Origin of the sequence: Granulicatella sp. zg-84 (genome assembly GCF_010892375.1) — a bacterium.
In the GTDB taxonomy this organism is placed as follows: Bacteria; Bacillota; Bacilli; order Lactobacillales; family Aerococcaceae; genus WM01.
The window spans coordinates 97,744-111,165 of record NZ_WNJX01000002.1; the positions used below are offsets into that span (position 1 = coordinate 97,744).

Annotated in this window: 14 protein-coding genes and 1 other annotated feature; all 14 genes read left to right on the forward strand. The window is 34.0% G+C overall.

Annotation, left to right across the window (positions count from 1 at the left end; all coding sequences use genetic code 11):
- Window positions 1-29 precede the first annotated feature (29 nt).
- The 14 genes from ligA to msrA all read left to right on the forward strand — a co-directional run bounded on the left by ligA (window position 30) and on the right by msrA (window position 13,102).
- Window positions 30-2,042, forward strand: a complete 2,013-nt coding sequence (ligA, locus tag GMA06_RS01020; RefSeq protein ID WP_163561407.1) for an NAD-dependent DNA ligase LigA — start codon at window positions 30-32, stop codon at window positions 2,040-2,042.
- Between the two features lie 3 nt (window positions 2,043-2,045).
- Entirely contained in the window at window positions 2,046-3,101 is a 1,056-nt protein-coding gene (locus GMA06_RS01025; RefSeq protein WP_163561408.1) for a CamS family sex pheromone protein, read from the forward strand.
- A 158-nt stretch (window positions 3,102-3,259) separates the two neighbouring features.
- Window positions 3,260-3,631 (forward strand): GntR family transcriptional regulator, encoded by a 372-nt coding sequence (locus tag GMA06_RS01030; RefSeq protein ID WP_163561409.1) that lies wholly within the window; start codon window positions 3,260-3,262, stop codon window positions 3,629-3,631.
- Complete coding sequence (locus GMA06_RS01035; protein WP_163561410.1) at window positions 3,624-4,481, forward strand: ABC transporter ATP-binding protein; 858 nt, start codon at window positions 3,624-3,626, stop codon at window positions 4,479-4,481. The genes GMA06_RS01030 and GMA06_RS01035 overlap by 8 nt, the downstream gene beginning before the upstream one ends.
- Window position 4,482: 1 nt before the next feature.
- Entirely contained in the window at window positions 4,483-5,151 is a 669-nt protein-coding gene (locus GMA06_RS01040) for a hypothetical protein (protein WP_163561411.1), read from the forward strand.
- Between the two features lie 12 nt (window positions 5,152-5,163).
- A complete protein-coding gene (locus GMA06_RS01045) occupies window positions 5,164-5,841 on the forward strand; it encodes a hypothetical protein (protein ID WP_163561412.1) in 678 nt (225 codons plus the stop codon).
- 140 nt (window positions 5,842-5,981) lie between these two features.
- Window positions 5,982-6,284: an Asp-tRNA(Asn)/Glu-tRNA(Gln) amidotransferase subunit GatC gene (gene gatC, locus GMA06_RS01050; protein ID WP_163561413.1), complete on the forward strand. Its 303-nt coding sequence runs from the start codon at window positions 5,982-5,984 to the stop codon at window positions 6,282-6,284.
- The gene (gene gatA / locus GMA06_RS01055) at window positions 6,284-7,732 is read left to right on the forward strand and encodes an Asp-tRNA(Asn)/Glu-tRNA(Gln) amidotransferase subunit GatA (protein WP_163561414.1); all 1,449 of its coding nucleotides are present in this window, start codon (window positions 6,284-6,286) and stop codon (window positions 7,730-7,732) included. The genes gatC and gatA overlap by 1 nt, the downstream gene beginning before the upstream one ends.
- Before the next feature lie 12 nt (window positions 7,733-7,744).
- On the forward strand, window positions 7,745-9,175 hold the full coding sequence (gene gatB, locus GMA06_RS01060; protein WP_163561415.1) for an Asp-tRNA(Asn)/Glu-tRNA(Gln) amidotransferase subunit GatB: 1,431 nt from the start codon (window positions 7,745-7,747) through the stop codon (window positions 9,173-9,175).
- A 1-nt stretch (window position 9,176) separates the two neighbouring features.
- Complete coding sequence (tgt, locus tag GMA06_RS01065; RefSeq protein ID WP_163546593.1) at window positions 9,177-10,322, forward strand: tRNA guanosine(34) transglycosylase Tgt; 1,146 nt, start codon at window positions 9,177-9,179, stop codon at window positions 10,320-10,322.
- Window positions 10,323-10,334: 12 nt separating this feature from the next.
- Window positions 10,335-10,661: a preprotein translocase subunit YajC gene (gene yajC / locus GMA06_RS01070; protein ID WP_163546592.1), complete on the forward strand. Its 327-nt coding sequence runs from the start codon at window positions 10,335-10,337 to the stop codon at window positions 10,659-10,661.
- 2 nt (window positions 10,662-10,663) lie between these two features.
- On the forward strand, window positions 10,664-10,918 hold the full coding sequence (locus tag GMA06_RS01075) for a post-transcriptional regulator (RefSeq protein WP_163561416.1): 255 nt from the start codon (window positions 10,664-10,666) through the stop codon (window positions 10,916-10,918).
- 60 nt (window positions 10,919-10,978) lie between these two features.
- Window positions 10,979-11,207, forward strand: a binding site (T-box leader).
- Between the two features lie 75 nt (window positions 11,208-11,282).
- Complete coding sequence (gene serS / locus GMA06_RS01080; protein ID WP_163546590.1) at window positions 11,283-12,566, forward strand: serine--tRNA ligase; 1,284 nt, start codon at window positions 11,283-11,285, stop codon at window positions 12,564-12,566.
- 11 nt (window positions 12,567-12,577) lie between these two features.
- Window positions 12,578-13,102 (forward strand): peptide-methionine (S)-S-oxide reductase MsrA, encoded by a 525-nt coding sequence (msrA, locus tag GMA06_RS01085; protein WP_163561417.1) that lies wholly within the window; start codon window positions 12,578-12,580, stop codon window positions 13,100-13,102.
- Window positions 13,103-13,422 lie beyond the last annotated feature (320 nt).

Below are 13,422 nucleotides of genomic sequence, written 5' to 3' on the forward strand. Positions count from 1 at the left end.
TGATAATTTTATAAGACGAGGAGTATACAATGGCTAATCAAATAGCAAAAAAACGTATTGAAGAGCTACGGACGGTGATACAAAAACATAATTATCAATATTATGTTTTAGATAATCCAACAATAAGTGACTCTGATTATGATGCTTTATACAAAGAATTAGTGGCGTTAGAAAAAGAGAATCCAGAATTTATAACAGAAGACTCCCCTACACAAAAAGTAGGAGGTGTGATTTTACAAGGTTTTCAAAAAATAGAGCATGATACACCGATGTTAAGCTTGTCAAATGCTTTTAGTAAAGAAGACTTAATACAATTTGACAAACGTATAAAAGATAGTATTCATCAAGAAGTTGCCTACACTTGTGAGTTGAAAATTGATGGTTTAGCTATCTCGTTAAAATATGTTAATGGAAAATTCGTGACGGGAGCAACAAGAGGAGATGGGCGCATTGGCGAAGACATTACGCAAAATTTAAAAACCATTTCATCTATTCCTTTAAAGTTGCAAGAAAATATCACATTAGAGGCACGTGGAGAATGTTTTATGCCTAAAAGTGCATTTGTTTCTTTAAATGAACAACGTGAATTATTAGGAGAGCCAATTTTTGCCAATCCACGCAATGCAGCAGCGGGAAGTCTTAGACAGTTGGACAGTGCCATTACGGCAAAAAGGCAATTAGATGTATTCCTATATGGTGGAGATATTCCTAGTATTGACACACAAGAACAATTGTTACAAGCATTAAAACAAGTTGGTTTAAAAATTAATCCAGAAACAAAAATATATCGTTCGATTGATGATGTTTGGTCATACATAGAAACGATTAGCCAAGAACGACAAAATTTACCGTATGATATTGATGGTATTGTCATTAAAGTCAATGATTTCCAACAACGAGAAGAAATAGGTTATACAGTAAAAGCTCCAAAATGGGCGATTGCCTATAAATTTCCGGCAGAAGAAGTGCAAACAAAAATACTCGATATTCAATGGACTGTCGGCAGAACAGGCGTTGTGACGCCAACAGCCATTATGGAACCTGTTTTTGTTGCAGGTTCAACTGTGCAACGTGCCAGTTTGCATAATGTTGACTTATTGAAAGAAAAAGATATTCGTCTAGGGGATACTGTTATCTTACATAAAGCAGGCGATATTATACCTGAAATTAAAACCGTACTATTAGAAAAAAGACCGAAACAATCAGTGGTATACGATATACCTACACATTGTCCAGAATGTCAAAGTCAACTTGTTCATTTACAAGATGAAGTAGCTTTGCGTTGTATCAATCCACACTGTGCTGCTCAAATTAAAGAAGGTGTTTCCCACTTCGTTTCACGACAAGCCATGGCAATATTAGGTATGGGTACAAAAATCAGTGCAAAAATATTTGATGCACATTTGATTGAAGATGTTGCAGACTTATACTATTTGACACTTGAACAATTATTAGAATTGGATAAAGTACAAGAAAAAACAGCAACTAATTTATTAACGTCTATCGACAATAGTCGTCATCACTCAATGGAAAAATTATTATTTGGATTAGGTATTCGTCATGTTGGTAGTAAACAAGCACAACAATTATCAAGTGCTTTTGGGAGTATACAAGCTTTGCGACAAGCCACCATCGAAGAATTAGTTGCGATTGATGGCATAGGTATGGTTATTGCAGAAAGCGTTGTGACATATTTTAAACTTCCAGAAGTGCATGTATTATTAGAGAAACTAGAAAAAGCACATGTGAATATGACGTATACAGGTATTCAAAAGTCAGATGTTGCACAAAGTGTCCTAACAGATAAAACAGTTGTTTTAACAGGGAAATTAGAACGTTTCACAAGAACACAGGCGTCTGAGTACATTGTTAAATTAGGTGGAAAAGTGACAGGAAGTGTATCTGCTAAAACAGATATTGTCATTGCAGGAGAAGATGCCGGTAGTAAGTTAGAAAAAGCAAAAGCGCTAAATATTTTAGTATGGAGTGAAGATGATTTACATCGTTTAATTGAAGAACATATAGAAAGTATAGGTGGATAATGAGTGAAATTTTATAAAAGAGCACTGCTAATTGCGTTTCTTTTTGTCCTTGTTGGATGTGCTAAAAATAACAGTACACCTCAAACACAAAAAGTCTCCGATGAAGGAAATGTTGTTGTGACAAATAATAGTGATAATGCTAATGACTATAAAATGATATTATTAGACGGGAAATATCCGACATCAAAAACAAGAGGAGCATCATTGACATTATTAACACCAGTCAATATTGCTGAATTTGAAGTAGGATTGACTGACTTATCTAAAATACAATTTCCTGCGAATCAATATTATTTTTTAGAAGGTCAATACCTACCAAATCAAGATATCCAAAAATGGTTACAAGTTCAAAATGGAGAAAATCCAGATGGATTAAATAAATCTAACACACCTAAAGCTATCTCAACTATTTTAGAACAGGATTATATGCTTTTAGTAGATAATGGATATGAGTTAAATGGTGTTAGTATTGGTATTGCCTTAAATCCGCAAGTAAACGATACACTATTATCGGACAATAATTTATTAGAATTAGGAAAAGAAGCAGCAACAAAAATTGTTGAACGTATTAGAACGAAAGAAGGCATGGGAAATATCCCTATCCTTATTGGTTTATTCAAACAATCTATTGATAACGGCGCCTCACGAGGTTCGTACTTATCTTATGCCGTATCTAAATCAGGTGTGTCTTTATCTGAATGGAAACCAGTAAATGTTGAAAAACGTCTATTTCCCTTAGATAATGATAAAACAGATGATGTCAGTGTTTTCTCTACTTTTAAAAAATCTGTTGAAAGCTTCTTCCCTAACTTAAATGGGATTGTAGGGGAAGCAACATTTATTGACGGCACAATGAGTGAATTGAATATAACCGTGACAACACAATTTTATGGACAGTCTGAAATGATTGCTTTAACACAATTTTTAGTTGAAAAAGCAAATGCATATAGCGCAAGTAATCTCAACGTTAAAATCAAAGTCGAATCTGTTCGTGGAACAGAAGCCGTTATTCATAAAAAACAAGGCGAAACAGTATTTCATTCCGTTGTGTTGCACTAATAAATCTTTTACAGTGGTTGACCCAAAAAATCATAATTGGGTCAACCACTGTTTTTCTATTGACATACTATAGTTTCTATTCTACAATTAGTTAAACGGTTAGTTAGTTAAGTGACTAACTAATGAACGGGTGATAAATAAAAAGAAAGGAGTCCAATATGCAAATCAATCCAACGAGTAATATTCCAATTTTTTTGCAAATAGCAGAACAGTTAGAAAATTTAATTTTTACGGGTGTCATAAAAGAAGAACAACAAGTTCCCTCAACTACAGAATTGTCGGTATCTTTGTCTATCAATCCACATACCGTATTAAAAGGCATGAATAAACTTGTTGAAGAAGACATATTGTATAAAAAAAGGGGAATGGGAATGTTTGTAAAAATAGGTGCTCAAGACAAAATTCGTGAAAAAAGAAAAGATATATTTAAAGAAAAATTATTAAAACAGTTTATCGAAGAAGCAAAAAAATTAAACATGACACAAGAAGAAGTTGTTGCAGTCATTAAGGAGGGATTTGCTCATGAATAGTATTCAAGTAAAAAATATAAAAAAACATTTTGGTAAATCTATTGTATTAGAGAATGTCAGTATGACTTTTCAAGAAGATAAAATTTATGCTTTATTAGGTAGAAATGGTGCTGGTAAATCTACACTAATGAAAATTATTACAAATCAATTATTTGCAGATGAGGGAACTGTACTACTCGACAATGAAGTGCTAACAGAAAATGCGAATGTTTTAAAAGATGTTTATATCATGAGTGCTGAGGCAACTTTTCCCAAAGATATGAAAGTCAAAGAAATTTTACATTGGACACAGCAGTTTCATCTTAATTTTGATAAAGAAAAAGCTTTAAAACATGCAGAATTATTTGGACTACCTCTCAAGAAAAAAGCTTCTAAACTTTCTACAGGTTACCAAACGATTTTGAAATTAGTCTTAGCTATGAACAATCATGTGCCGTATGTTATTTATGATGAGCCTATTTTAGGATTAGACGCCAATCACCGTGAATTATTTTATAAACTTTTATTACAAGGATATGAAGATAGACCACATACCATTATTATTGCTACACATTTAATTGAAGAAATTGCACATGTGGTAGAGCACGTTGTTATTATTGATAAAGGAAGAGTGCTCCTTGATGAAGATGTCGATACATTATTAGAACGAGGATATAGTATATCTGGAAACACACAAGATGTTCAACAGTATGCAGCTGGTAAAAATGTTTTAGACATTGACACAATAGGAGCATTGAGTGTTGCTTATATATTAGGTACAGTAGAAGATGATTTACCTGAAACACTAACTGTTTCAGCAATTAACTTACAAAAAATATTTGTGAAATTAACAGATAAAGGAGTTGTTTAAGATGGTATATCATGCACCAAGCAAGTTTCTTTTAAAACAAATATTCTATGGAATGAGTGTCATATTTGTTTATTTATTCACATTGTTAATTGTTGCTTTTCCTTTTCCATTAAAATCAGTGAGTACTACTTCTATTACGGTATTACTGATAGCAAGTGCTACAATGATAAAATATTATTCCTTTTTCTTAACAAATCAATTCACTCGAAAACAAATCTACATTAGTTTTTGTACGACATTTTGTATCATGGCTTGTATGATGTATGCACAAAATTTGATTTTTGAACAACTGGCGTTTTCTTTACATAAACTTAGTCCGTATGAAAGTGCTCTTTCTTTTTATAATACTTTTGGTTTTTTGGATAAAGTATTTTATATTGGTTTAGGTATTTTGATGACACAAATTGGTATGCTAATCGGGCTTCTCTATTTAAAATTCAATAAAAAAATAGTTGTGATAATAGCGGTTATACTGTGGTTTACTTTACCGGTTAGTCTCGAAATTCTCATGTATTTTTTTAAAGAATCAATCGTAATTTTAGTCATTCGCTTAACAGGTTTTCAAAATGGAGCCTTTCATGCATTTAATCTTGTCGAAATTGTATTTGGATTGATTGCGTGTTTTATGTTTATAAATGCAGCTATCAATAAAAAAATAGTGATGAAATAAAGGAGAATAAGTATGAAACTACAGCAATTATTCCTCTTTCAGTTCCTTAAACTATTAAAGATAAGTCTAATAATATCGAGTATATTAAGTGCGCTCGCTTTAATTTCTTATTTTTTAGTAGGATACTACTTACAAGATTTCACAATAGATATTGTGAGTATTTTAGGAATAGGTATTTTTTTTATAGGATACAATGTAGCAACTTATTTTGAGTTTTTGTTGAGAAATCAATATACAAGAAAACAACTCTTTTTCTCAACGCTATTAGTGGCAATAGCCATGATTATGACCATGTCTATACTAGTCGTTGTGAGTGGCTTCCTTTTAAAAAACTTAGGTATCCGTATATATGTAGATGGTGCCGTTTATCATCATACGTACATATTTAGCGGTGTTGTCATTTTAGTTTTTGAAGCATTTTTAATTGCCATGGTGTCTATTTTAATGGGAAGTTTATATGTGAAATTCGGTAACTATTTATTTTATACATTGCTTATCATTAGTTTTGGTATAGGTTTTATTGGTTCTGAAGTGAACTATCATGAAGTGTTGTTAAAATGGATGATAATATTATTTGATATACAACACGGTGTGATGAATGCTATTCATATGACTGTGTTTTTAGTCGGTATGAATGCTTTGTTAATAGCTATTTATTATATAATCAATCGAAAACTACTTATCAGATAAAAAATCCTCACAAAGAGAGTAATCTCCTCTCTTTGTGAGGATTTTCTCATATTTTACGATAAATAAAGTATTTTGGTTTCGTGTTTCTAAAATACTTATGGTATACTATATTTTGTATAACTATCGAAAGGAAGAATTTAATGGCGATTACAGAAAAAGATGTGTACCATGTTGCCAAGCTAGCAAAATTGTCTTTTAAAGAGAATGAAATAGTAGGATTTACTGAAAAATTAAGTAATATCATTGACATGGTTGAACAATTAAACGAAGTCGATACAACAGGTGTACCTGTTACAACACATGGGTATCCCGTTGTAAATGTATTTAGAGAAGATATTGCAGAACAAGGAACCGATAGAACAGAGTTGTTTGAAAATGTTCCACATGGTGCAGATGGGTTCATTAAAGTACCTGCAATGATAGAAGGTGGAGGTGACGCATAATGTTTGAAACATTATATGAGATGCATACAGCTCTAGCCAATAAAGAGATCACATCTGTCGAATTGACAGAACGTGCTTTCGATAGAATTGCACAAGTGGACGGAAAAGTTGAGGCATTTTTAGCGTTAAACAAAGAACAAGCCTTAGAGCAAGCAAAACAAAGTGATGAAAAAGGGTATGATAAAGATAACTTTACCTTGCAAGGCTTACCAATTGGTATTAAAGATAATATCGTTACAAAAGGTTTAAAAACAACGGCAGCAAGTCGTATGCTAGAAGATTTTGTACCAATTTATAATGCGACAGTTATGGAAAAATTAAATCATGCGGGTGCTGTGACAATCGGAAAATTAAATATGGATGAATTTGCCATGGGTGGAAGTACAGAAACATCGTACTTTGCCAAAACAAAAAATCCATATGATTTAACTAAAATTCCTGGTGGTTCTTCTGGTGGTTCTGCAGCGGCGGTTGCCTCTTTAGAAGTACCAGCATCTCTAGGGTCTGATACAGGAGGGAGTATCCGTCAACCAGCAGCATTCACGAACTTGATCGGAATGAAACCAACATATGGACGTGTATCTCGCTATGGTTTAATTGCATTTGCATCAAGTTTAGATCAAATTGGTCCAATGACGCATACGGTTAAAGACAATGCACTTGTTTTACAAACGATTAGTGGAGTAGATAAACATGATTCTACATCGTCTGCTTTATCTGTTCCGGATTTTTCTGAAAAATTAACAACAAGTGTTAAAGGATTACGCATTGCTTTACCAACAGAATATTTACAAGAGGGTATTAGCAAAGAAATTCGTGAAAGTATTTTAAAAGCGGCGGATATATATAGACAATTAGGTGCCATTGTAGAAGAAGTGAGTTTACCGCATTCTAAATATGGTATTCCAGCATATTATATTATTGCTTCATCTGAAGCATCATCTAATTTACAACGTTTTGACGGTATTCGCTATGGGTATCGTTCTGAAAATGTATCTAATTTAGAAGATGTTTATGTCAACAGCCGTTCGGAAGGTTTTGGAACAGAAGTAAAACGTCGTATTATGTTAGGAACATTTTCATTAAGTTCTGGTTATTACGATGCTTACTTTAAAAAAGCAGGTCAGATTAGAACATTGATTAAACAAGACTTTGAAGATGTTTTTGAAAAATACGATGTTATCTTAGGACCAACAACAACGACAACAGCCTTTGGTATTGGAGAGCATTTAGATGATCCTATCGCTATGTACATGGCAGATTTATTAACTGTACCAGTAAACTTAGCGGGTGTTCCAGCTTTATCTATGCCAGCAGGTTTTGATAAAAATGGATTACCAATTGGTATGCAGTTAATTGGTCGTTACTATGATGAAGTAACATTGTATCAAGTGGCACAAGCATTTGAAACAGAAACACAATACTATAAACAAAAACCAGTACTATAAGGAGAGTAAAAAATGAATTTTGAAACAGTAATTGGACTTGAAGTTCATGTTGAATTAAAAACAGATTCTAAAATGTTCTCTCCAACACCGGCTCATTTTGGAGCAGAACCGAATACAAATACAAATGTGGTTGACTGGGGATACCCAGGTGTTTTACCAACATTGAATAAACAAGCAGTAGAATTTGGTATGCGTGCTGCACTAGCATTAAATTGCCAAATATCTCAAGAAACAAAATTTGACCGTAAAAACTATTTTTATCCAGATAATCCAAAGGCTTATCAAATTTCACAGTTCGACTATCCAATAGGACATGATGGTTGGATTGAGATTGATGTAAAAGGTGAAAAGAAAAAAATCCGTATTGAACGTTTGCACTTAGAAGAGGATGCAGGGAAAAACACGCATGGTACAGACGGCTATTCGTACGTAGACTTAAATCGTCAAGGTGTTCCATTGGTGGAAATTGTATCTGAAGCTGATCTACGTTCACCAGAAGAAGCTTATGCTTATTTAGAAGCATTAAGACAAATTATTTTATACACCGGTGTTTCTGATGTAAAAATGGAAGAAGGATCTATGAGATGTGATGCGAATATTTCCATTCGACCTTACGGACAAAAAGAGTTTGGAACAAAGACAGAATTGAAAAACTTAAATTCGTTCAATAATGTACGTAAAGGACTAATTTTTGAAGAAAAACGTCAAGCAAAAGTATTGCGTTCTGGTGGTGTTATTCAACAAGAAACAAGACGTTACGATGAAGCAACAGGAGAAACGGTGCTTATGCGTGTTAAAGAGGGAGCGAGTGATTATCGTTACTTCCCAGAACCAGATTTACCACATCTATCTATTTCAGATGAATGGGTGGAAACGGTACGCCAAAGCATCCCAGAAATGCCTGCAAAACGACGTCAAAGATATGTTGCTGAATATGGATTACCTGAATATGACGCAATGGTCTTAACTTTAACAAAAGAAATGTCAGACTTCTTTGAAGCAACTGTGCAAGAAGGTGCAGATCCAAAACAAGCATCTAACTGGTTAATGGGAGATGTTTCAGCTTATTTAAATACTGCTAAACTAGAATTGTCAACTATTCAACTAACTCCTCAAAACTTAGCTGGAATGATTCAGTTAATTGAAGATGGTACAATTTCTTCTAAATTAGGAAAAACTGTCTTTAAATTACTTGCAGAAAAAGGTGGTAATGCCAAAGAAGTTGTGGAACAAAATGGCTTAGTACAATTAAGTGATCCATCAGTATTGCGTCCTGTTATTCAAAGTATTTTAGATAACAATGCGCAATCTATTGAAGACTTCAAAAATGGTAAAGATAGAGCGGTTGGCTTCCTTGTTGGACAAATTATGAAACAAACAAAAGGAAAAGCGAATCCGACTATTGTGAATACATTATTATTAGAAGAGTTAGGAAAGAGATAAAATGAGTGAACCAGCGATTAAATATCGTTTAATAAAAAAAGAAAAACATACAGGTGCTAGATTAGGAGAAATCATTACACCTCACGGGACGTTTCCAACACCCATGTTCATGCCTGTTGGGACATTAGCGACTGTGAAAAGTATAGCACCAGAAGAACTAAAAGAAATGGGTGCTGGCATCATTCTAAGCAACACATATCATCTATGGTTAAGACCAGGAGAAGATATTGTTGAACAAGCAGGTGGTTTACACAAATTCATGAACTGGAATCAAGGTATTTTAACCGATTCAGGTGGTTTCCAAGTGTTCTCACTAAGTGATATGAGAAAAATCACAGAAGAAGGTGTACACTTTAGAAATCATTTAAACGGTTCTAAAATGTTTTTATCGCCAGAAAAAGCAATCAATATTCAAAATAAACTTGGTCCAGATATTATGATGAGTTTTGATGAATGCCCACCATTTTATGAAAGTCATGACTATGTTGAAAAATCGATTAACCGTACAACAAGATGGGCTGAACGTGGACTGAAAGCCCATGCTAATCCAGATAGACAAGGATTGTTTGGTATTTTGCAAGGTGCCGGTTATAAAGATTTACGTTTACAACATGCAAAAGACATGATAGGACTTGATTTTCCCGGATATTCCATCGGCGGTTTATCCGTAGGTGAATCAAAGCAAGAAATGAATGATGTGTTAGATTACTTAACACCCGTCATGCCTGAAAATAAACCACGTTACTTAATGGGTGTTGGTTCTCCCGACGCATTGATTGACGGTGTCATTCGTGGTGTAGACATGTTCGACTGCGTATTACCAACACGTATCGCAAGAAATGGAACATGCATGACAAGTAAAGGACGCCTAGTTGTCAAAAACGCTGTTTACGAACGTGATTTCAGACCGATTGACGAAAAATGCCAATGTTACACATGTAGAAACTACACAAGAGCGTACGTCCGTCATTTGTTTAAAGCAGATGAAACATTTGGATTACGCCTAACAAGTTATCATAATTTGTATTTCTTGTTAAATTTGATGAAACAAGTAAGACAAGCCATCATGGACGATAATTTGCTTGAATTTAAGCAAGCATTTTTTGAAGAGTATGGACTAAATGTAGAAAACCCTAAAAATTTCTAAAGGAGCATAAAAATGGAAGGATTATTAAATTTTTTACCAATGATTATTATTGTTGGTGGTATGATGTTTTTCATGTCAAGAACACAAAAAAAACGTATGCAAGCAATGCAAGAAATGATGAATTCAATTCAAAAAGGAACTGAAATTGTCACAATCGGTGGTTTACATGGAGTTGTAGAAGAATTAAACGACGATACAGTCGTTCTTGATTGTGAAGGTGTGTATTTAACATTTGAACGCCGTGCGATCGGACGTGTTGTTTCAACCTCAACTGTTTCAGTAGAAGACTTACAACCACGTGATGATGTTGAAGTTGAAGAAGAAACAACGGCAGAGTAAACATGATATTAGAAGAGTGGTTTCAACTAAAAGCTAAACAATTTCACTGTTTAGGATATGACCAAGTGACGTCTACTGACATTGCATCGTTCTTTTTTGAGTTTGCTTGGAAAAGAAAAACACCAAATTTTTATACAGAACAAGTGAATGTCATTGTACGTTTAACACCGAACCAATATTTTGATTTTAGAACAATGCAAATTCAAACGAATCAATCTACCACTTTAGAGGATATTGATTTTTCAGAATTATTTTAAAAAAATCATTAAAAAATATTGAAAATACAATGACGGTTTTATATAATAAGAACAAATAAATCAAATGTGATGTGACTAGTAATTATAGAATCTTTTTCAGAAAGCTAGTGGTTGTTGTGAACTAGTAAAGAGATATAGTGAATCCACACATCAAAACAAAACTTTGAAAACATATTTATATATGACTAAATTGTTTCGCTTGGGACCGTTAAATCCCGTTGAGTGCAAAGTAGATATGACTACTTTGAAACTGGGTGGTACCGCGAAATCAATCCATTTCGTCCCTTGTCTAAGACAACGGACGAAATGGATTTTTTGCATTTTAATCAAAACAACAAAAACGAAAAAGAAAGGAAGAAAAAATATGTTAGATATTAAACAAATTAGAGAAGATGTGACCACTTTTAAAGAGCTAGGGAAAACAAGAGGTGTCGAAGAACAAATTTTTGATACATTGATTGCCTTAGACGAAGAACGTCGCGAACTGATTGTCCAAACAGAAGATTTAAAAAAACATCGTAATGAAGTATCAGAATTGATTGCACAACTAAAACGTAACAAAGAAAATGCTGATGATAAAATCGCTGAAATGAAAGAAGTTGGAGAGAAAATCAAAACGATTGATGAACGATTAGCTGTCATCGAAGAAGAATTAACAGATATGCTCGTACGTATTCCAAACATGCCTCATAGTAGTGTGCCTGTAGGAGCTGATGAACAAGATAATGTGGAAGTACGTCGCTGGGGAACACCGAAAACATTTGGTTTTGAACCAAAAGCCCACTGGGAAGTTGCAGAAAATTTAGGTATTTTAGACTTTGAAAGAGGAGCAAAAGTATCAGGTAGTCGATTTGTATTCTATAAAGGGCTGGGTGCTCGATTAGAACGTGCGTGCTACAACTATATGTTAGACATGCATATTTATGAACAAGGATACACAGAAATGGTAACACCTTACATTGTGAATGCAGCATCAATGTTTGGGACAGGACAATTTCCTAAGTTTAAAGAAGATGTGTTCCAGTTAACAGATGAACGTGATTTGACATTGATTCCAACAGCAGAAGTACCTTTAACAAATTATTATCGTGATGAAATTTTAAAAGAAACACAATTACCAGTGTACTTCACGGCGTTAAGCCCATCATTCCGTTCAGAAGCAGGAAGTGCGGGACGTGATACAAGAGGATTGATTCGCTTGCACCAATTCCATAAAGTTGAAATGGTTAAATTCTCTCATCCAGATACATCATACGATGAATTAGAAAAAATGACAGTTGATGCAGAAGCTATTTTAAAAGGTTTAGAATTACCATACCGTGTATTAGCATTATGCACAGGCGACATGGGATTCTCAGCGGCTAAAACATACGACTTAGAAGTATGGATTCCTGCGCAAGACACATACCGTGAGATTAGTTCATGCTCAAACTGTGGTGATTTCCAAGCACGTCGTGCTAAAATTCGCTTTAGAAACGAAGAAACAGGGAAAGTAGATTACGCTCACACATTAAATGGCTCTGGTCTAGCCGTTGGACGTACTGTAGCTGCTATTTTAGAAAATTACCAAAATGAAGACGGTAGTGTTACAGTACCAAAAGCACTTGTGCAATACATGGGTGGTATTGAAAAAATCGAAAAAATATAAAGGAGTACATAATGAATAAACAAATTGCAACATTTGGTGGGGGATGCTTTTGGTGTATGGTAGAACCTTTTGACACAAGAGCAGGCGTTATATCAGTAGTATCAGGATATGCTGGTGGAGATGTTGAAAACCCAAAATATGAAGATGTTAAACATCAGCTGACCGGGCATGCGGAAGTTGTGCAAATAGAGTTTGATGCCGACATCATGCCTTATGAAACATTATTAGACATTTATTGGCAACTAACAGATCCAACGGATGCCTTTGGACAATTTGTTGATAGAGGAAGTTCTTACAGACCGGTTATTTTTTATCACACACAAGATCAAAAAGAATTGGCTGAACTTTCCAAAAAACAACTAGAAGAAAGTGGACGCTTTGACAAACCGATTGTAACGGCAATCGAACCGTTTAAAAACTTTTATTTAGCAGAAGAGTATCATCAAGATTTTTATAAAAAATCACCTGAACGCTACAAACAATCTCATGAAGAATCCGGGCGAGAAGATTTTATAGAAGCACATTGGAAAAAGTAGATGTACGTCTACTTTTTCTTTTTACATTAGGAGTAAAAAGATAAAAAAGGTAAATTTTTATTGAAAAATATCTGTTTATAAAGAACAAAATATAAATTATAGCAGTTTAAAGTATGTATTTTTCACTTACAAATCACAAGTGGTTAATGGTAACAGAAAAGAGATAAGTGCCAAAAACGTTGATCTGACGGGGGAAATAAAAAAGTTTGAAAAAAAAGAAAAAAAGTTTGAAAAAGGTGTTGACAAAAAAAAGGTGTGTTGGTATGATGTATAAGTCGTCGCAAGGGACGACAAAACGACTGGAAACAGTCGACACAGCC